This window comes from Sporosarcina sp. Marseille-Q4943 (assembly GCF_943736995.1).
Taxonomy (GTDB): domain Bacteria; phylum Bacillota; class Bacilli; order Bacillales_A; family Planococcaceae; genus Sporosarcina.
On record NZ_CALSFT010000002.1, the window covers coordinates 1,543,051 to 1,561,329 of the forward strand.

Here is an 18,279-nt window from a genome sequence, read left to right on the forward strand (position 1 = left end):
AACATAATAGGTATGCTAAAAGATAATGCATGATGGAGGTATACAATGTAATGGAAGTGAATTGGCAAGAAGTACTCTTTCAATTTATAGGAGGTCTTGGGATCTTCCTATTCTCCATAAAGTATATGGGTGATGGGTTGCAAAAAGCAGCAGGGGACAGGCTGCGCAGTATATTGGATAGGTTTACGACAAATCCGTTCATGGGTGTCCTCGTCGGAATTATCGTAACCGTGCTTATCCAGTCGAGCTCCGGAACGACTGTCATTACGGTCGGATTGGTCAGTGCCGGCTTCATGACCCTTCGCCAGGCAATCGGTGTCATTATGGGGGCAAATATCGGAACGACGATTACGGCATTCATAATTGGCCTAGATGTAGGTGCATACGCATTGCCGATCATGGCGCTCGGTGCAGTCCTTATTTTCTTCTTTAAAAAGAACTCGATTAAGAACGTGGGAGAAGTAGTCTTCGGCTTCGGAGGTTTATTCTTAGGATTGGAACTGATGAGTGCCGGTATGAAACCGCTTAGGTCACTTTCTGTCTTCCATGATTTCACAGTTTCGATGGCTGACCATCCAGTGCTCGGAGTCGTGGCAGGAACTGTTTTTACACTTATTGTCCAGAGCTCGAGTGCAACTGTTGGGATATTGCAAGGATTGTATGCGGAGAACCTTGTTTCGCTACAAGCAGCTTTACCGATCCTTTTCGGGGATAATATCGGAACGACGATTACAGCAGTTCTGGCGTCGATCGGCGCATCTGTTGCGGCGAGAAGAGCGGCAGCGACACATGTCCTCTTCAACGTTGTCGGTTCAGTCATTTTCTTAATTCTGCTATATCCGTTCACGCTCTATGTCGAATGGATTTCCGAACTACTTGATTTAGAGAGTAAAATGCAGATTGCATTCGCCCACGGTACTTTCAACGTGTTGAATACCGTTATCCAATTTCCTCTAATTGGCGCTTGGGCATTACTTGTGACGAAAGTCATTCCAGGCAAGGACGTTACAATTGAGTATAGACCGAAACATTTGGACCCGAACTTTATCAACCAGTCACCTTCAGTCGCAATTGGACAAGCGAAGGAAGAAATTATTAGGATGGGTGATTTCGCAGTCCAAGGAATGGAAGAAACGTATGAGTATTTGAAGACAAGCAACAAGAGACATGCTGAAACGGCATACCAGATTGAAGATGCCATCAATAACCTAGACAGAAAGATCACGGATTATCTTGTAGATATTTCTGCGGTCAACATTTCACCGGTCGAATCCGCAAGACACGTCATGCTGATGGATACGGTTCGGGATATCGAACGAATCGGGGACCATTTCGAGAACATTATCGAATTGATCGATTTCCGGGAAGTGAATCGTGTGAAATTGACGGAGGATGCGATGGGAGATTTGACGGAAATGTTCACGTTGACAATCGCCACTGTTGATAAGGCTGTCCGTTCACTCGATATGAATGATATTGAATTGGCAAAAGAAGTTGCTGAGCAAGAGGCCTTAATCGATAAGATGGAGCGCAAATTCAGGAAAAACCATATTATCCGTCTGAATGAGGGTCATTGTTCTGCACAAGCGGGAATGGTCTTTGTCGATATCGTCTCTAATCTGGAACGAATCGGTGATCATGCCGTAAACATTGCAGAAGCCATTTTAGGCAAACGTGGGTAATTAGTAAGGACTAAGGAGGGGAATGGTATGGAAATCATTGGTTGGATTGCAGCGATACTCATGTTCATCGTTGCCTTCATCGGATTATTCTATCCAATCATCCCTTCCGTCTTTTTTATCGTGGGCGGATTTCTGTTATATGGATTGTTTGCCTCCTTTGATGAGATGGGTTGGTTATTTTGGGTGATTCAAACGTTATTTGTCATTTTACTGTTTGGTGCTGATACGCTCGCGAATATTGTCGGGGTCAAGAAGTTTGGCGGATCGAAGGCGGGGATGTGGGGAAGCACGATTGGTCTGCTTATAGGTCCTTTCGTCATTCCAGTTGCGGGTATCCTTATCGGACCTTTCCTTGGTGCATTTCTATCAGAGCTCTTAGTGACGAGGACCGGTGTGAAACAGTCATTGAAGACAGGCGTCGGGTCTATCGTGGGCTTCTTCACTTCAATAGCTGCCAAAGGTGCAGTCATGTTGCTGATGATCGGGATTTTCATACTCTATGTTGTCCGATAGTTCATTTAGATTGAATGAACTTCCTAATTTTGATAATGTTTATAGTGTAGGATAAATTATGTATCAATCGAGGAGGAATGGACAAATGGCTTACAAATTACCAGAACTACCATACGCATACGATGCGCTGGAGCCTCACATCGACAAAGAAACGATGAACATCCATCACACGAAACATCACAATACGTATGTGACGAACGTGAATAATGCATTGGAAGGACATGACGACTTGGCTTCCAAGTCCGTCGAAGAGCTCATTTCCAATTTGGATGCTGTTCCTGAAAACATCCGTACGGCTGTCCGCAATAATGGAGGCGGCCATGCGAACCATACGTTCTTCTGGAAAATCCTTTCACCATCTGGTGGTGGAAATCCAACTGGAGCACTCGCTGAAGCAATCGACAACAAGTTCGGCAGCTTTGAAGCATTCAAAGAGGAATTTGCAAAAGCGGCTGCAACTCGCTTCGGTTCAGGATGGGCTTGGCTCGTATCAAATAACGGCGAGCTAGAGATCATGTCAACGCCTAACCAAGATTCCCCATTGATGGAAGGTAAGACTCCAATTCTAGGGCTGGACGTTTGGGAGCATGCATACTACCTAAACTACCAAAACAGACGCCCTGATTACGTTTCTGCATTCTGGAACGTAGTGAACTGGGACGAAGTCGCTAAAAACTTCGGTAAATAATCCATTTTCATGCAACCAGGCATAGATCCTGTTCGTCAGGATATATGCTTCAGAGTGTAGACAAAGTCGTTTTTGGACTTTGTCTACACTCTTTTTAAGGCAAGTAGCAATGGGCAGGAATTTCCTCAGCCGGATTGAAAACGCTTGCCAAGGAAGGCAACCTAAGAGCGCCACGTCCTGTGGCGACGGTTGCATGACTCGCATCCTGCGAGCCCGCGCGAAGTCGAGTGAAGATGCGAATAGAACTAAAGTTCATGAGCGGACGAGCGAATTATAGAAGGCATCCTAAGGGCGCCGCGTCCTATATGTGCCTTAATTTCTGCTAAGTGCGCAGAAATACGGCAAATCGAACCCTTCGCTGTTCGATTGGCAACGGATGCATGACCTACTTCCTGTAGGCCCCAACAACGGATGCGGGCGTTTGTCAACAGGCTGAAGCATATATCCTGTTCGTCAGGATATATGCTTTTTTATTTTAGAATGCTATAATTCAAATTGGACTAATTAAGTAAGGGGACTACATATGAAAAAGCCGATGCGCAAAGTTGATCAAGCGAAAATCCGACAACGGAAACATATTGCATTCAGGATGAACCTTTTATTCTTCTCCATCTTCATCCTGTTTTCCTTGCTCATTTTCAGACTTGGATACTTGCAGATCGTCAAAGGTGAAGATTATACAAGATTATTGGAAAGAACCGAGGAGATCGCGGTTAACACTAGCGTTCCGCGGGGGAGAATCTATGACCGCACTGGAAAGGTACTCGTAGATAATAAACCAATGAATGCTATCACGTATACGAAAACAACTTCAACCACTTCGAAGGAAATGCTGGAAATCGCTGAAGCCCTATCGGAATTGATTCATCAGGATACGAAAAGAGTCACGATCGGCGATAAGCGCGATTTTTGGATTTTATTGAATCCAGATGAAGCGGCTGCCAAAGTGAGCGATAAAGAGTTGAAGGAAATCGGCAAAGACGGCACCGTTTCCAAACATGACATTCAACGTGAAGTGACCAGATTGACGCGTGAAAGGATTACCGATGAGGAACTGAACTCATTCACGGACCATGAGCTTGAAGTGTTGGCCATTTATCGGGAAATGATGTCTGGATATGCCTACTCTCCCCAGATCATTAAGAGCGGAAATGTTACGGAGGAGGAATTCGCTGCCGTATCGGAGCGGTTGAGTGAATTTGAAGGAGTCGATACGACAACAGATTGGGATCGTGTGAAATTCTCGGACAGTACAATTCTGGGTACGATGACGAGCCAAATTGAAGGAATTCCTCGAAGTCATCTTGATTATTATTTGGCAAGGAATTATTCACGCAATGATCGTATTGGACGAAGCTATTTCGAACAATATTATGAAGAGTTATTGAAAGGCCAGAAAACGATCGTTAAAAACGTGAAAGATCGTACGGGCCGCGTCATCGAAACGAAAACAGTCAGGGAAGGGGAGCCTGGCAAGGATCTCGTTTTATCGATGGATAGTGAATTGCAGGAATCATTGGAGGAGCTACTTGCAGAGAAATTGCTCGAGATGAAGAAAGACCCAAGATCCGGATTGTTGGACAGGGCATTCCTCGTCATGATGGATCCAAATAACGGCGAATTGCTTGCCCTCGTTGGTAAACGATTAGCAAAAGATGAGGATTCGGGAAGATGGGAAGTGCGGGATTACGCCTATGGTACATTTACTTCCGCCTATGAAGCCGGTTCCACTGTCAAAGTGGCGACAGTTTTGGCAGGCTATAGTGAAGGCGTCTTATCAGTCGGGGACAAGAAAATCGACGAACCGATCTACATTGGCGGAACGAATCCTAAGCGGTCACTCTTCAACCAGGGCGGACGAGTGATCGTCAATGACATACAAGCGCTTGGCAGGTCTTCCAACGTTTATATGTTTAAGATTGCCATGTCACTCGGTAACGCTGTGTATAGACCACATAAGGCTCTTCCGATTGACATCGCTGGCTTCGATAGATTGCGAAACGCATACGCATCATTCGGTTTAGGGGTGAAGACAGGAATCGATTTGCCTGGTGAGTATTCAGGAGTCACAGGAACGGAAACGATTTCAGGTAAGTTGCTGGACTTTGCGATTGGACAATTCGACACGTATACTCCATTGCAACTCGCTCAATATGTATCGACAGTAGCGAACGGGGGATACAGGGTCGCCCCAAAAGTGTTGAAAGAGATTAGGGAACCGTCCAAGGACGGTGAAACGCTTGGTGCAATGTTGCAGGAAACGGAAGTGAAAGTCCTCAATCGCATCAACAATACTCAAAAAGAGATTGAGCAAGTTAAAAAAGGAATGCAATACACGTATTACGGACCGAATGGGACCGCACCAAACCTATTCAATGGAGCTTCCTATACGGCTGCGGGGAAAACCGGTACTGCTCAATCGTCCTATTACGGGGACGACAGAAGCAAATATGGGATGGCTTCTGTCAACTTGACGCATGTCGGCTTTGCTCCTGCTGAGAACCCTGAAGTAGCTTTCGCGGTTGTCATTCCATACGCTTCGACAGATCGAGGAAATTACCGTACTCAAGGCAGGGCAATGAGCGAAATCGTCAGGACTTCTTTGGATATCTATTTTGATCTGAAGGAGGAGCGGGCACAAATTAACGTTCCTGAAACGACGAATCCAAAAATAGATCGCCGGTTTGAAAAAGACAAAGAAGAGGACGAGGAATGAGAAAAGCTGCCACGACGCTGAAATGAGCGAAGGGCAGCTATTTTCTTATCTGTTTTTCGAATTTGTAATAATTCGCGCGATTGTGTCGAGGTCCATTGTCGTGTCTACTTCGTGCACGCCGATTTGAATACGTCCCGCTAATCCTTTGTCCATCAAGTATTGCTCCAGCTCCTTCGCGTTACCGATTATCCCGGCCCGCTCAAGTTTGTCAGCAACGGTTGACGAAGTCGAACCGGCTTCGATTGTCAGGATTACTTTGGTGACAGATTTTGATGTTGGCACGCTTTCTGGTTTCGATTCCGTCGCATCATCACTAGAATCTTGTCCGTCAGTTTTCTGCGTCTTTGGAGCGGATAGAGTTTGTGCGACAGCCAATTCTTTCTTCACTTTATCCAATTCGTTTTGGAGCTCGTCCAACTGGGATTTATACTGTCGGGCATTTGTCTGCTCCTCGTCGTTGTGCGTAAAATAAAGGATTCCGCCAGCTAGGATGCAACCTATTCCGACTCCCCTTAATATATCTTTTATCATAAGGAGACACCCCGAGAGTTCAACACGTCAATGACTTCCTCATTAGACAAGGACGAGCGTTTTGCTATTTCAGGAATTGAATAACCTTGTGACTTCAAGGACAGGATCTGATTAATGATGATTTCGTGGACCGGTTTTGCCTTTCGCTGCTGTCCATGAGCGACACGTCCAACTCCGATCATCAATTCCTCTTCAACGGCTTTCATGCGCTTTTTCAATTGGTTCGTCTCCTGATGGAGGCTGATCGAAATGTTTTCAATCTCCTCTTCATTTTTACGGGTGGATTTTCCGACGAAGAATGAAAGGATGATGCATAAAAGACCAATACATAGTAAAATCAATTCAATATCCACTATTGAACAACCTCCGGGAATAAATTACTTTGTTCCCATAATATCATATGCATCTTCTGAATGTAATTTGAAACTTTCTGCTTTACATACCGGTGTGATATGATACAATTGAAAAGTCGTATAAATCATGCTCATATTAATTTATATTGCCAATGAGTGGGAGGGACAACAATGCGCGTAAATATTACACTTGCTTGCACAGAATGTGGAGAGCGTAATTATATTACAAAGAAAAACAAGCGTAACAATCCGGAACGTCTTGAAATGAAAAAATATTGCTCACGTGAAAAGAAACAAACTTTGCACCGTGAAACGAAATAATCGCTCATGCCAAAACTCTTCGCGGGTTTTGGTTTTTTATTTCAGAATGGGGGAATACTTGTATGAGTAAATTATCAAAACGAAAACAGATGATAACGATCATGAAAGATATGAATCATTCTGAACATGCAAGTAAATCGACTAGGATTTTGGAACGACTTTATACATGTGATGAATATGCCTCGGCTCAGACGATCGGGGTTACTGTATCACGTTTTCCTGAAGTGGATACTTATCAATTGATTGAATCTGCATGGCGATCAGGGAAGCGGGTGGCCGTGCCGAAATGCATCCCAGGTACGAGGCAGATGGACTTCAGACTCATTACTTCTCTTGAGGACCTTGAAACGGTTTATATGGATTTAAAGGAACCGATTGTCGGCCGAACGACTTCAATTGATAAAGGACAGATTGACCTTCAAATCGTTCCAGGCGTCATATTTTCGAATGAAGGGTACAGGATCGGTTTTGGAGGTGGGTACTACGACCGCTATTTGACTGACTATAATGGCGACCGTGTGTCCTTGGCGTTTGACAACCAGATTTCTCAAGAAGTGCCCATTGAAAAACATGATATTCCAGTGAATAAGATTATTACTGAATTTCGAGTGATACAATGCCGGATATTACGTGATGCGAAATGACTGATTTCTTCGATGTTCTGCAACTTCTTAAACGTTTCGGCATTTTTATATATACAGGGGAACAAAAAACAGATATCGAAATGATGATGTCTGAAGTGAAAGAGCTTTACGATAATGGCTTGATTATGAAAGAGGATTACATGCCAGCACTGTTAATATTGAAAAAGGAATTGAGGAAGAGGTCCGAATAAAACCCATCCCAGAACAATTCCCTTCCGATTTTTTAGTTAAAAATGAAACTTTTTTATGTCTCGTTCGTCTATTATATGTAGTGCATGTACAAATGATAGGGTAAACTTATAAATAGAGGCTTCAACATGAAAGGAAGATTAAGAATGAAAAGAGTAACTTGGCCCAAGCATTCCGTACTCGTCATTGCAATTATTGCAACATGGCTAACAACGTATGTGGGCTATATCACTAGCTTTAATATGAAGATCGATAATGTGATGCAGGAATTCATTCTGTTCATGAACCCACTCAGTTTTCTATTATTCATATACGGTTTGGCCTTATTCATGAAGAGTGCAAAACGGCGCAACATCTATATATTTTCAATCAGTTTGATAACGTCAATTATCATGTTCAGTAACGCAGTATTTTATCGATTTTTTAATGATTTCATCACTTTGCCGGTATTATTCCAGACGAGCAATTTCGGCGATTTATCGTCTTCCATCGGAGCGAACGTGCATCCGTGGGACATATTCTTTTTCACTGATGTAATCATTATTGCATTGGCTATGAAATTCATCCCTGCATCTGAAAGTGCCCTTAGCCATAGAAGCATTGGACGCAAGCTCTATTTCGTAGTGGCTGCAACGGTGCTCATGGTCAACTTGGGATTAGCGGAAGCTCAAAGGCCGCAGTTGTTGACCCGTAGCTTCGACAGAGAATTGCTCGTTAAAAATATTGGGACATACAATTATCACATTTATGACATGTTCATCCAATCGAAAACACATGCACAACGTGCGCTAGCCGATGGCAGTGAACTGACTGAGGTGGCAAACTATATTAACGCAAATTATGCAGAACCCGATCCTAAAATGTTCGGTGTTGCCGAAGGACGCAATGTGATTTTTGTTTCACTGGAATCTCTGCAAAACTTCGTCATCAACAATGAGATGAATGGATTTGAAATTACGCCATTCCTTAACGAACTGACGAAGGACCCGGACACGTTCTATTTCAACAATTTCTATCATCAAACGGGGTTAGGGAAAACTTCCGACTCGGAGTTTATTGTTGAAAACTCGTTATATGGCCGTAATGGAGGTGCTGTCTTTTTCACGAACAGCGGGAATACGTTCAACTCCATGTCCGAAAGACTAGGTGAAAATGGTTACTTTACGAGTGTCATGCATGCTAATAACCGGAGTTTCTGGAACCGGGACATCATGTACCAAGCATTAGGCATCCAAAAATTTTATGATGTCGAAAGCTATGAGATCGGAGAAGGGCAAGCGGTCAATTGGGGAATGAAAGATATTCCGTTTTTTGAACAGTCCGTGGAAATCATGAAGACAATGCCCCAACCGTTTTCAACTAGAATGATCACATTGACGAACCACCATCCCTTTGATTTGGACGAAGAAGATATGATTATTCCACCGTACGATTCCAATTCAAAAACATTGAATAAATACTTCCAAGCAGTCCGCTATATGGATGAGGCTGTAAAAATCTTCTTCGAAGACTTAAAGAAAAGCGGATTATATGACAATTCCATAATTGTTATGTACGGTGACCATTATGGAATTTCGGAAAATCATAATAAGGCAATGGGCATGTACATGGATAAGGAAATTACTCCATTTGATAATGTTGAATTGCAAAAAGTACCAATGTTCATCCACATACCTGGTTATGGTAAAGGAAAAACAATTGATGAGCTCTCCGGTCAATTGGATGTGAGACCGACAGTACTGCATTTGCTCGGCATCGAGACGAAAGAAGACATGCAGATGGGTGCGGACATATTCTCACCAGATCATGAGCCGTTTGTCATCTTCAGAGACGGGCGCTTAGTGACAGAGGATTATATTTACGCCCATGAAGTTTGTTATGATATCAAGACAGGGGAAGCAATCGACGGTGAAGCGTGTGGTCCTTATATCGATCGCGCCAACACTGAACTTGGCTACTCCGACTTGATTATTAATGGAGACTTACTCAGGTTTACGGATACGGAAGAGAAATAAGCCGAAATCGGCGATAACGACTAAATTCTGCACGGGTTCGTTTACCGTGCAGATATTTTTTTGAATAAGACGGAAGGAGAGGGTGGCATAATGAAAAAAACGGTATGTTTAATTGCGATGATCATCTTTGTTCTATATGGCTGTGCAGAGCAGAAGAATCCGCCGTCTGTGCAACCTAATATGGAAGAACCATCCGATATTGCAGAAGAGCCGTTTGAGCCGCCTTCTCCTCATGTTTTTAAAGCGGACCCTTCCAAGTTTCATTTCATAGCAGATTGGCTGAATGATTCTAAAATCCTGTATGTTGAGAAAAACGACGGTTTCTACACAGTGAACTATTTTGACATTGAAACGGGGGAATCCGGACAGGTTTATGAGGATGAATCGTTCATTATCGATGTCCTCGTCCATCCTTCCCGCGATTATTTATTAATACATACAAGTGAACATCCTACGTCCGCGGCCATAAAGATTGTTGGAATGGATGGAGCGGTGCAGCATCAGGTGGAAATCGATTCGACTGAGCTGGGTATTGAGTGGAATAGTACAAACCCAAAAAAGATACTGTTCACTGCCTTCCATGAAGACTGGTCCTATGACCTTTTCATGTTTGATGGCAATGATGATAGTTTATCCATTGTTGAATTGGACGATCCCTTTCCAAAATGGGCAGGAGAGAATAGAATTATGACCGTCTCGTTCCGGGGGCATCCACTCGATGGAGGAGATATCGAGATATTGCACTTGGAGGAGGGGGAGATAGAGACGACTGAAATTGGGAATGCGATTTACTTTGATTTGTTTGAGGATTCTATCATGTCCGTACAGTCCATCGATGCAGGGGCTTTCGCATATACAATTAGAAGGCTTGATGGAACAGTTGTTTTTGGGTGGACGTTGCCAGCTGTCAGCAATTATTCAGAGTGGATCGTGCCGCCGATTGAATGGGTTGATGAAAAGCGTCTAATTGTCAAAGGGGCAGAAAAAAGCGGTCAACTGGATGAGATGGAATCCGGATTTAATTTGTATATTTTTGAAGAAGGCAATTCAGAGTTGATTATGAAAGGGTTAGATGCAGGTCCGATTAAATGCTCTCCGTTGGGAAAATATTGTTTAAGCGGATATTCATTAGATGAGTTGATTGACGTGGTTGCGAAGGAAAAACATAAGTGGATTAAATTTGATAACTAAAAAAAACATCCTCTGCATTTTTTGCAGGGGATGTTTTTCTTAACAAATACTGATTAATGCAAAGGTGTAGGATATCCTTGGAAGACAATCGTTGCGATTGTAAAACCGCCGAAGATGACAGCAGCTCCAAGATTGAACAAAATGCTCAGCACATTACGTTCTTTGAAAGCTTGTACAGTACCAATGACAGCAAAGATCGCAACGAGTCCGAAAATTACCATTAAGATGTTCATGCGGAAGACACTCCTTTCAATAGAGAAAAAATGAATGCCAATTTAGCAATAGTCCTCTTCTATTGTACTGTTTACCACAAATTTTGTCGAGGTATATAAATGACGAATGTTTGAAATTCGGTCGGAAGTTCATTACTATCATGTATAGGAGGTGTGAATGATGCTAGAAATACGTACATATCCATTAGGTCCAATTCAAACGAATTGTTATTTGATTTACAATCATGAAGAGGAATGTTTAGTGATTGATCCCGGAGAAGAAGGGGATCGCATTATTGCCGAAATCGAAAGAACGAATAGCAAACCGCTTGCGATCCTATTGACGCACGCCCATTTCGATCATATCGGAGCAGTGGATCGGGTGAGGAATCATTTTGATATACCAGTCCATATTCACAAGGCTGAGCAGGAGTGGCTTGGCAACCCGGATTTCAACGGTTCTTCGAGATATCCCGGCCTGCCTCTTGTGAAAAATCAGGCTGCGGATCATTTCCTTGAGGAAGGTGAATTGCAGATTGGTTCCTTCCAATTGGAAGTCCGCCATACGCCGGGTCATTCTCCTGGGAGCGTCTCTTTTATTTTCAATGATGCGCATATGGCAGTTGTTGGTGATACGCTTTTTAAAGGTAGCATTGGCAGAACAGATCTCCCGGGAGGCGATATGCAGACGTTGCTTCAGTCCATCCATGATAAACTGTTGAGCTTGGATGACGAGTTTATTGTTTATCCTGGCCATGGCCCTTCGACAACCCCTTGGGAGGAAAAAGATACGAATCCGTTTTTGAACGGCTTCTCCTAAAAAGAAAAAACAGCCGATTGGCTGTTTTTTCTTTGGACGATTAGTGTCCTGAACCTGGTACGTGAATGAATGTCGCATAATAGCTGAATCCTACCATGAAAATCATAAGGTAAGCTCCAAACATGTACATATACATACGCTCTGTAAGATTCAAATATCCAAGCAACAGGAAGAAAATAGTGCTCGCGATCATGATAACGGAAGCTGTCATCATGTCACCGACGAAAAACATTACAGCGAAAATGCCAGTCCAAAAACCGCATAGCTTAAACATGTTATCCATAAGTGCGTCCCTCCTTAACGTAAAACAATACAAAGATCTCTTCTTCATTATAATGGATAGCAACTTGAAAAGTAAACTCCAATCAAGTCGACATTGTGACAAATGAAAGGAGAGATAGTAGATCATTCCAGTGCAAAAATCATTTTTGTCGTGAAAACAGCATTCAAAAATCGAGTTTAAGGCGAAAACGGCACTTGAAAATTGAATTTACGAAGAAGTATTCCTTTTTCGATTTGTTCCACGTATACTCGATGTAAAGTGAAAAGCGGTCTTTCACTTTTATCATGATTCAGCAGGGATTCCAGCCGAATCAATACGTAGTTGATTGAAAGAGGGGTGTTCAATGGATAACCGTGACAATCTCGTTGAGAAAAAGTGTTTTGACTTATTGGAACGGGCAATTGCCAATGAGGCAACAGACATCCATCTCGTTCCGTTGAACGATCGTTATGATATTTGCTTCAAAAAGAATTCAAGACTGGAGCGGTCCGGCACCTATCCCCCACATTTAGCCGCCCGTATGATCTCCTTTTTCAAATTCCTCTCCTCGTTAGATATCAGTGATAAACGAAAACCACAAAGCGGTTCATTTCATAAGAAGATGCAGAATGAAAACTATTCGTTCCGTGTATCGACCATTCCCTCAATCCGAATGAAAGAAAGTGTAGTCATCCGTATTCAAAGGCATGATCAAATCGTCCCTCTAAATGCACTCTGCATCGATCCCGTTTGGGAAAAGAAGCTCCGGCGCGCTGTTGAAGAGCGGCAGGGGCTTGTCCTTTTGACTGGTCCGACAGGAAGTGGGAAGACGACGACAATCTACTCCCTAACTGCCCATTGTGTCAATCATCTTGATAGGCATGTAATTTCACTAGAAGATCCGGTCGAAAACAATCATTCACATCTTCTCCAAATACAAGTGAATGAAAGAGCCGGAATGACTTATGCAGCCGGATTGAAAGCGATACTGAGGCATTCCCCTGACGTTATCATGATTGGTGAAATAAGGGATGCAGAAACTGCTAGAACCGCTGTGGCGGCAGCGTTGACGGGGCATCTTGTATTGACGACGGTCCATTCCAAGGATCCGGAGGGTTGTTTTTACCGAATGATGGATTTTGGAATTACGGCGGAAGAATTGAGGCAAACGGTAGTTTGCATATCATCGCAACGGCTCATTCAGAAACAAGATGGCGGGGTTGGAGCTGTATTTGAAATTGTCCAAGGCGAATTGTTAGAAGCGATTGCAGATGGAATCATTTCAGGCAAGCGCGTATCTGTGCCGGAAGATATGGCAATTGAAGCTATCATGAAAAAATACAGCATGAAAAAAGGGATTTTCCATGGTTAGTGTTAGTATGGGACGGGCTTCATTTAGGCACTCTGTGCAATGCATTGAAAACCGTCCGGCTTTTTTGGGAAGGCTCGCTGTCCTTATGCAGGAAGGGTACACATTCCACGATGGAATGGTACTGCTTTTGCCTCATCATTCCAAACAATACAATGAACTGATCGAGCAAGTGGAAAATGATTTGAAGGCGGGACTTGGGGTTACGGATATTCTCAGTAGGCTTGGGTTTTCATCTACTATACTATTGCCGATCGTCATCGCGGAACTGGATGGAAGATTGCCGGTTGCATTAAAAGGAATTGCGGAAAGAATGAAGCAATCGGAAGAAAGGAAGAGAAAGCTGCGAAATCTTCTACTCTATCCATTCATTCTTTTCTCTTTTCTGGCTATCTTTTTAGTAGTCTTTAGAAGCTATTTCCTTCCCAACTTAGAAGCGATGGCGGTAGCAAGGAATGAAGAGGCGACAGGTATCGTTTCTTTGCTTCCTCTACTCGTCTCGAGATTACCGGACGCATTGATCGCTTGCGGTGCAATCCTCATTATAAGTGTTGGAATTGGTGCCGTGTTTTATCGCAAAATGCCACCGTCGAGAAAAATCAGCTTCGTCATGTCGATTCCTTTCATCGGTTCTTTTTTCTCGAAAGTGATAACGAGGGACTTTTCAGGCGAAATCGGCAGTCTCCTTCAATCGGGACTACCCATGCAAGACGCACTTGAAGTGTTAGTAGAACAAAAGGTGAATCCGATCCTGAGTGAAGTCGCAATGACAATTAAAGGACATGTCATCTATGGGGAAAATTTCGACACAGCAATCGAGTTGACGGATGGTCTGCGTAAGGAGTTATGCACATATGCCAAACACGGTTCCGACACAGGACATTTGGCAAAGGAGCTTCAACTATTTAGTGAAAATCTCCACGATATGATCGAAGAGGAGCTGGGGAAGTGGCTTGCGTTGTTGCAACCTGCTCTGTTCGCAATATTGGCCATTTGCATATTGGCCGCCTACCTGGCATTGTTACTGCCGGTGTACAGTATGTTTGATAATTTATAGGGAGGGAGTAAGTTTTGAAAATGGTAAAGGAAGAGGACGGCTTCACGCTCATTGAAATGATGATCGTTTTACTCATCATCTCTGTCTTAGTGTTGATAGCGATACCGAATGTGACAAAACATTCGAAGTCGATTGATGACAAAGGGTGCGAAGCATTTGTGCGAATGGCTCAAGGGCAGGTTGAAGCATATAAAATGGAAAAACACAAAATCCCTTCAGTAGATGAGTTGATAGAAGAAGACTATTTACCGAAAGGGGCAAAGTGTCCGGATGGAACTGATATTTCAATTGAAAATGGAATGGTGATAGCACTCAACAAAGATGGTACGTCGTTGGATGATGAAGACAACTAACGAAAACGGCTTTACATTTCTGGAGATGCTCTTAGTTTTGAGTGTTGTCGCCATTCTGACAGCTGTCATCCTGCCTATCGGCGATCGCTGGATAACAAAACAGAGCGAGGAAGAAGCGTTGTACACATTCATCGCTACGATTCATCATGCACAAGCGTATGCAATGGCAAATGAAACGTACACGGCAATCCGATTCCGGAATTCCGGGAAATCCTATAGTTTGTTTGCGCCTAGTTCGGTGACGTATTCTACTATCGACTTTCCTGATAGTATGCACTGGTTAAGTGGCGGCAATAGAATCAGCTCAGTCGAGTTTCATCCGAATGGCCATATTATTCATCCGGGTACGATCATTTTGCGTACATCGACAGGGGACAAGCGGTTAACATTGCAGCTGCAGCATGGGAGGGTGCTTGTCTATGATTAATGAAAAAGGATATTCTTGGCCGGAAGCGATGTTATCACTTGTAGTAATTACGGTCATTTTCGGGACGTTATTGCCGCTTTATTCCCATCTGTCGGAGCATCTGGAAGTAAAGAAAATGGCTATGCATGCAGCAGAATCCGCCTATCACGGGGCCATTCTCTATCATGCCTACGGAATGACGACGGGGACAAATAGGATAGAGAAGTCTATGTACCATTGGTCGGTTGAAAGTGTAGGCGTCTGTGTAACCTATCATTACATAGAAAGGGAATTTGTGAAATGCATAGAGTTCTGAAATGCTGCAATGAGTCAGGATACTCTCTTCTTGAAGCTTTGTTTCAACTACTAATTATGGGCATATTTCTACATTTTGCTGTCCTATTCTACTATTGGAAGCAGCCGATCGAGCGACAATTGGAAGATTACTACGCGACTGAATGGGAACTGTTTGCAATTGATCTGCAAGCATTGTTAGTTGATGTGGAAGATTTCAATGTCCTAATGGGAAACAGGTCAATCTTATTCACGAATGATAGAGGAACGATTGAAGTTGGCCAAAGTAACTATGTCATTCGCAAATTGACCAATTTCAAAGGTTATATCCCACTTTTCACTAATGTCTCGGATGTAATTTTCACACATGAAGGACATGAGTTGAACGTTGAAGTGACAATGCTTGACGGAAGGAAGCGGGAGAGGAGATTTGCAATTGGTATTCGCCAGGAATGAGGAAGGAACCATTTTAGCCGCTTCGTTAATTTTACTATTTGTCGTCAGCCTCTTTCTTTTTACTATCGTTTCATGGCATAGTAATCTATACAGAACATTCGATTCAATAGAAATCTATTATGAGAAAGAAACAACAAAGTTGATGAGGCAAGGCGGTTAAAGATATGAAGAGAGTATATTTGGTCGGTTTCATGGGAAGCGGGAAAAGTGCAATCGGGAAGAGGCTCGGGACGTTGCTGAATTTACCTTTTTACGATATGGACACGGAAATTGCCAATCAGACAGGCATGACGATCCCTCAAATTTTCGAGACGTATGGCGAGGAAGGGTTCAGGGAGATGGAAACGGAGTTCCTGCGCAATTTCCATGATGAATATTGTATAATCGCAACCGGCGGCGGTGTGGCAATGCGGGAGGAAAACAGGAAGATTATGAGAAGGACAGGACTTGTCTTTTACTTAAACTCCACTTTTCGTGATATATGGCGCAGGATTTCCACTGATAGAAACAGGCCGATCGTACAACAGTCATCTAGATATGAATTGGAAAAGCTCTTTCACAACAGGAAGCCGTTTTATTTGCAAAGTGCCCATTTCAAAGTCGAAACAACAAATAGGACATTAAATGAAATTACGCAGTATATTGCTTCTCAGATTATTAGATTGAAAAACGGCTAATGAATGCATCTGAAATGTTTGATGATTAAAACACGAACATTAATTTACTTTATCTTGTTTTTGTTCGCGTATATAATAAAATATGAAAAAGGATTGCGCTTGCAAAAATGAAATGTTAAGATATAAGGCGAAAGGACAGTTATTCGTCTGAATTTTAATCATTTTATCTTTAATTGCATATGGCGGATGATTGAATGGGGAGAGCACGCATTAGGCGTCGCCGAAGGAGCAAGTAACGCAAGTTATGAATCTCTCAGGTAAAAAGACTCATTCATGACGCGTCTCTGGAGAGTGCCGATATTTTTCGGCCACCAAAGAGGAAAGCCGCAAGGTCAAACTTTCAGGTACACGGACAGAGGTTCTCTTAATTTAAGGGGACTTCTGTCTTTTTTTATCAATTCATTTCAAGGGGGATATGGCTTTGACAGAAACTTTGAAACGTACCGCTCTCTTTAATAGTTATCAAGAGTACGGTGGAAAGACGATTGATTTCGGAGGTTGGGAATTGCCTGTTCAGTTCTCAGGCATTAAAGCTGAACATGAAGCCGTACGTACGAAAGCTGGCCTATTTGACGTTTCGCATATGGGTGAAGTTTTTGTTTCAGGCGAGGATGCACTTTCCTTCCTGCAAGGATTAGTAACAAATGATGTATCCAAATTGAAGGACGGCCAAGCGCAATATACTGCAATGTGTTACGAGAATGGCGGAACAGTGGATGATCTGCTCATCTACAAAAGAAAAGAAAATGATTACTTGCTCGTTGTGAACGCTTCAAACATTGAAAAGGATGTTCAGTGGATGAAGCAGCATGCAACTGGGAACGTAGTCATCGAAGATCGGTCGGACGAGTATGGCCTGCTTGCATTACAAGGCCCAAAAGCGCAAGAAGTATTGCAGAAATTGACTTCAGAACCATTGGATGAAATCAAGTTCTTCCGTTTCAAAGAAGATGTCGATGTCGCTGGACACAATGTTCTCATTTCCCGGACAGGGTATACCGGTGAAGATGGTTTCGAGATCTATGGATCGCCAGAATCGATGGTCGCTCTTTGGCCTGCGATTTTAAAAGCTGGAGAAGAGGAGGGGGTTGTGCCTGCAGGTTTAGGCGCTCGTGATACGCTCCGATTCGAAGCGGGTCTGCCGCTTTATGGCCAAGAATTGTCGAAAGATATTTCGCCTCTTGAAGCAGGCTTGGGATTTGTTGTCAGGTTGAATAAAGAAGCGGATTTCATAGGCAAAGAAGTGCTCGCTGCACAGAAAGAGAATGGCGTGCCAAGGAAGCTTGTCGGTCTTGAAATGATTGATAAAGGAATTCCGCGGACCGGCTATAAAGTGTTTATTGGTGAGAAGGAAATCGGGGAAGTCACTACTGGAACACAATCGCCTACATTGAAAAAGAATATTGGATTCGCCCTTCTTGCAACGGAACATACTGACGAAGGAACTGAAGTGGAAGTAGAAGTGCGTAGCAAACGATTGAAAGCAGTATTGATTGCTACACCTTTCTACAAACGATAAATGAATGAAGA

23 protein-coding genes and 1 riboswitch are annotated in these 18,279 nt (G+C 43.1%); of the genes, 19 read left to right on the forward strand and 4 right to left on the reverse strand.

Annotated features, from left to right (window positions below; genetic code table 11):
• Nucleotides 1-50: 50 nt before the first annotated feature.
• The 4 genes from NIT04_RS07560 (at nucleotide 51) to NIT04_RS07575 (ending at nucleotide 5,599) form a co-directional block, all read left to right on the forward strand.
• A complete protein-coding gene (locus NIT04_RS07560) occupies nucleotides 51-1,682 on the forward strand; it encodes a Na/Pi cotransporter family protein (protein WP_252502939.1) in 1,632 nt (543 codons plus the stop codon).
• A gap of 27 nt (nucleotides 1,683-1,709) precedes the next feature.
• Nucleotides 1,710-2,195 (forward strand): DUF456 domain-containing protein, encoded by a 486-nt coding sequence (locus tag NIT04_RS07565; RefSeq protein WP_252502940.1) that lies wholly within the window; start codon nucleotides 1,710-1,712, stop codon nucleotides 2,193-2,195.
• Nucleotides 2,196-2,280: 85 nt separating this feature from the next.
• A complete protein-coding gene (gene sodA, locus NIT04_RS07570) occupies nucleotides 2,281-2,883 on the forward strand; it encodes a superoxide dismutase SodA (protein ID WP_252502941.1) in 603 nt (200 codons plus the stop codon).
• A gap of 523 nt (nucleotides 2,884-3,406) precedes the next feature.
• On the forward strand, nucleotides 3,407-5,599 hold the full coding sequence (locus tag NIT04_RS07575; RefSeq protein ID WP_252502942.1) for a penicillin-binding protein 2: 2,193 nt from the start codon (nucleotides 3,407-3,409) through the stop codon (nucleotides 5,597-5,599).
• Between the two features lie 45 nt (nucleotides 5,600-5,644).
• Here NIT04_RS07575 and NIT04_RS07580 read toward each other — a convergent pair whose 3' ends face one another.
• Nucleotides 5,645-6,130 (reverse strand): endolytic transglycosylase MltG, encoded by a 486-nt coding sequence (locus tag NIT04_RS07580; protein WP_252502943.1) that lies wholly within the window; start codon nucleotides 6,128-6,130, stop codon nucleotides 5,645-5,647.
• Nucleotides 6,127-6,483, reverse strand: coding sequence for a hypothetical protein (locus NIT04_RS07585; RefSeq protein WP_252502944.1), 357 nt, complete (start codon nucleotides 6,481-6,483; stop codon nucleotides 6,127-6,129). Before NIT04_RS07585 ends, NIT04_RS07580 begins: the two co-directional genes overlap by 4 nt.
• 171 nt (nucleotides 6,484-6,654) lie before the next feature.
• Here NIT04_RS07585 and rpmG point away from each other — a divergent pair, with 171 nt between their 5' ends.
• The 5 genes from rpmG to NIT04_RS07610 all read left to right on the forward strand — a co-directional run bounded on the left by rpmG (nucleotide 6,655) and on the right by NIT04_RS07610 (nucleotide 10,843).
• Entirely contained in the window at nucleotides 6,655-6,804 is a 150-nt protein-coding gene (gene rpmG / locus NIT04_RS07590; RefSeq protein ID WP_060210366.1) for a 50S ribosomal protein L33, read from the forward strand.
• Between the two features lie 62 nt (nucleotides 6,805-6,866).
• A complete protein-coding gene (locus NIT04_RS07595; protein ID WP_252502945.1) occupies nucleotides 6,867-7,448 on the forward strand; it encodes a 5-formyltetrahydrofolate cyclo-ligase in 582 nt (193 codons plus the stop codon).
• Nucleotides 7,445-7,639 (forward strand): YqgQ family protein, encoded by a 195-nt coding sequence (locus tag NIT04_RS07600; RefSeq protein ID WP_252502946.1) that lies wholly within the window; start codon nucleotides 7,445-7,447, stop codon nucleotides 7,637-7,639. Before NIT04_RS07595 ends, NIT04_RS07600 begins: the two co-directional genes overlap by 4 nt.
• Before the next feature lie 144 nt (nucleotides 7,640-7,783).
• Nucleotides 7,784-9,652, forward strand: a complete 1,869-nt coding sequence (locus NIT04_RS07605) for an LTA synthase family protein (RefSeq protein ID WP_252502947.1) — start codon at nucleotides 7,784-7,786, stop codon at nucleotides 9,650-9,652.
• 90 nt (nucleotides 9,653-9,742) lie between these two features.
• Nucleotides 9,743-10,843 (forward strand): hypothetical protein, encoded by a 1,101-nt coding sequence (locus tag NIT04_RS07610; RefSeq protein ID WP_252502948.1) that lies wholly within the window; start codon nucleotides 9,743-9,745, stop codon nucleotides 10,841-10,843.
• Nucleotides 10,844-10,896: 53 nt separating this feature from the next.
• On the opposite strand, the gene NIT04_RS07615 is transcribed toward NIT04_RS07610, so the two are convergent.
• Nucleotides 10,897-11,076: a DUF2759 domain-containing protein gene (locus NIT04_RS07615; RefSeq protein ID WP_252502949.1), complete on the reverse strand. Its 180-nt coding sequence runs from the start codon at nucleotides 11,074-11,076 to the stop codon at nucleotides 10,897-10,899.
• 160 nt (nucleotides 11,077-11,236) lie between these two features.
• Here NIT04_RS07615 and NIT04_RS07620 point away from each other — a divergent pair, with 160 nt between their 5' ends.
• Complete coding sequence (locus tag NIT04_RS07620; protein WP_252502950.1) at nucleotides 11,237-11,875, forward strand: MBL fold metallo-hydrolase; 639 nt, start codon at nucleotides 11,237-11,239, stop codon at nucleotides 11,873-11,875.
• Nucleotides 11,876-11,915: 40 nt separating this feature from the next.
• On the opposite strand, the gene NIT04_RS07625 is transcribed toward NIT04_RS07620, so the two are convergent.
• Entirely contained in the window at nucleotides 11,916-12,158 is a 243-nt protein-coding gene (locus NIT04_RS07625) for a DUF2626 family protein (RefSeq protein WP_252502951.1), read from the reverse strand.
• Nucleotides 12,159-12,501: 343 nt separating this feature from the next.
• Here NIT04_RS07625 and comGA point away from each other — a divergent pair, with 343 nt between their 5' ends.
• The 9 genes from comGA (at nucleotide 12,502) to gcvT (ending at nucleotide 18,268) form a co-directional block, all read left to right on the forward strand.
• Nucleotides 12,502-13,509, forward strand: coding sequence for a competence type IV pilus ATPase ComGA (comGA, locus tag NIT04_RS07630; RefSeq protein WP_252502952.1), 1,008 nt, complete (start codon nucleotides 12,502-12,504; stop codon nucleotides 13,507-13,509).
• Complete coding sequence (gene comGB, locus NIT04_RS07635; protein ID WP_252502953.1) at nucleotides 13,502-14,563, forward strand: competence type IV pilus assembly protein ComGB; 1,062 nt, start codon at nucleotides 13,502-13,504, stop codon at nucleotides 14,561-14,563. Before comGA ends, comGB begins: the two co-directional genes overlap by 8 nt.
• 20 nt (nucleotides 14,564-14,583) lie before the next feature.
• Nucleotides 14,584-14,916: a competence type IV pilus major pilin ComGC gene (gene comGC, locus NIT04_RS07640; RefSeq protein ID WP_252503218.1), complete on the forward strand. Its 333-nt coding sequence runs from the start codon at nucleotides 14,584-14,586 to the stop codon at nucleotides 14,914-14,916.
• Complete coding sequence (gene comGD, locus NIT04_RS07645) at nucleotides 14,900-15,343, forward strand: competence type IV pilus minor pilin ComGD (RefSeq protein WP_252502954.1); 444 nt, start codon at nucleotides 14,900-14,902, stop codon at nucleotides 15,341-15,343. Before comGC ends, comGD begins: the two co-directional genes overlap by 17 nt.
• Entirely contained in the window at nucleotides 15,336-15,638 is a 303-nt protein-coding gene (locus tag NIT04_RS07650; protein ID WP_252502955.1) for a hypothetical protein, read from the forward strand. The genes comGD and NIT04_RS07650 overlap by 8 nt, the downstream gene beginning before the upstream one ends.
• On the forward strand, nucleotides 15,623-16,072 hold the full coding sequence (locus NIT04_RS07655) for a ComGF family competence protein (RefSeq protein ID WP_252502956.1): 450 nt from the start codon (nucleotides 15,623-15,625) through the stop codon (nucleotides 16,070-16,072). Before NIT04_RS07650 ends, NIT04_RS07655 begins: the two co-directional genes overlap by 16 nt.
• On the forward strand, nucleotides 16,053-16,232 hold the full coding sequence (locus tag NIT04_RS07660) for a hypothetical protein (RefSeq protein ID WP_252502957.1): 180 nt from the start codon (nucleotides 16,053-16,055) through the stop codon (nucleotides 16,230-16,232). The genes NIT04_RS07655 and NIT04_RS07660 overlap by 20 nt, the downstream gene beginning before the upstream one ends.
• A gap of 4 nt (nucleotides 16,233-16,236) precedes the next feature.
• Nucleotides 16,237-16,749 (forward strand): shikimate kinase, encoded by a 513-nt coding sequence (locus NIT04_RS07665; RefSeq protein ID WP_252502958.1) that lies wholly within the window; start codon nucleotides 16,237-16,239, stop codon nucleotides 16,747-16,749.
• Between the two features lie 186 nt (nucleotides 16,750-16,935).
• A riboswitch (glycine riboswitch) is annotated at nucleotides 16,936-17,028 on the forward strand.
• A gap of 142 nt (nucleotides 17,029-17,170) precedes the next feature.
• Nucleotides 17,171-18,268, forward strand: a complete 1,098-nt coding sequence (gcvT, locus tag NIT04_RS07670; RefSeq protein WP_371922509.1) for a glycine cleavage system aminomethyltransferase GcvT — start codon at nucleotides 17,171-17,173, stop codon at nucleotides 18,266-18,268.
• The last annotated feature ends 11 nt before the right edge of the window (nucleotides 18,269-18,279 follow it).

Excerpts from the sequence above, each read along its gene's own strand:
- NIT04_RS07600 (WP_252502946.1), top strand. The coding sequence starts at position 7,445 with ATGACTGATTTCTTCGATGTTCTGCAACTTCTTAAACGTTTCGGCATT.
- NIT04_RS07605 (WP_252502947.1), top strand. The coding sequence starts at position 7,784 with ATGAAAAGAGTAACTTGGCCCAAGCATTCCGTACTCGTCATTGCAATT.
- NIT04_RS07625 (WP_252502951.1), bottom strand. The coding sequence starts at position 12,158 with ATGGATAACATGTTTAAGCTATGCGGTTTTTGGACTGGCATTTTCGCT.
- NIT04_RS07610 (WP_252502948.1), top strand. The coding sequence starts at position 9,743 with ATGAAAAAAACGGTATGTTTAATTGCGATGATCATCTTTGTTCTATAT.
- comGA (WP_252502952.1), top strand. The coding sequence starts at position 12,502 with ATGGATAACCGTGACAATCTCGTTGAGAAAAAGTGTTTTGACTTATTG.
- comGC (WP_252503218.1), top strand. The coding sequence starts at position 14,584 with ATGGTAAAGGAAGAGGACGGCTTCACGCTCATTGAAATGATGATCGTT.
- NIT04_RS07580 (WP_252502943.1), bottom strand. The coding sequence starts at position 6,130 with ATGATAAAAGATATATTAAGGGGAGTCGGAATAGGTTGCATCCTAGCT.
- rpmG (WP_060210366.1), top strand. The coding sequence starts at position 6,655 with ATGCGCGTAAATATTACACTTGCTTGCACAGAATGTGGAGAGCGTAAT.
- NIT04_RS07560 (WP_252502939.1), top strand. The coding sequence starts at position 51 with ATGGAAGTGAATTGGCAAGAAGTACTCTTTCAATTTATAGGAGGTCTT.
- NIT04_RS07665 (WP_252502958.1), top strand. The coding sequence starts at position 16,237 with ATGAAGAGAGTATATTTGGTCGGTTTCATGGGAAGCGGGAAAAGTGCA.
- comGB (WP_252502953.1), top strand. The coding sequence starts at position 13,502 with ATGGTTAGTGTTAGTATGGGACGGGCTTCATTTAGGCACTCTGTGCAA.
- NIT04_RS07655 (WP_252502956.1), top strand. The coding sequence starts at position 15,623 with ATGCATAGAGTTCTGAAATGCTGCAATGAGTCAGGATACTCTCTTCTT.
- NIT04_RS07615 (WP_252502949.1), bottom strand. The coding sequence starts at position 11,076 with ATGAACATCTTAATGGTAATTTTCGGACTCGTTGCGATCTTTGCTGTC.
- NIT04_RS07620 (WP_252502950.1), top strand. The coding sequence starts at position 11,237 with ATGCTAGAAATACGTACATATCCATTAGGTCCAATTCAAACGAATTGT.
- NIT04_RS07575 (WP_252502942.1), top strand. The coding sequence starts at position 3,407 with ATGAAAAAGCCGATGCGCAAAGTTGATCAAGCGAAAATCCGACAACGG.
- NIT04_RS07565 (WP_252502940.1), top strand. The coding sequence starts at position 1,710 with ATGGAAATCATTGGTTGGATTGCAGCGATACTCATGTTCATCGTTGCC.
- sodA (WP_252502941.1), top strand. The coding sequence starts at position 2,281 with ATGGCTTACAAATTACCAGAACTACCATACGCATACGATGCGCTGGAG.
- NIT04_RS07595 (WP_252502945.1), top strand. The coding sequence starts at position 6,867 with ATGAGTAAATTATCAAAACGAAAACAGATGATAACGATCATGAAAGAT.
- comGD (WP_252502954.1), top strand. The coding sequence starts at position 14,900 with ATGATGAAGACAACTAACGAAAACGGCTTTACATTTCTGGAGATGCTC.
- NIT04_RS07650 (WP_252502955.1), top strand. The coding sequence starts at position 15,336 with ATGATTAATGAAAAAGGATATTCTTGGCCGGAAGCGATGTTATCACTT.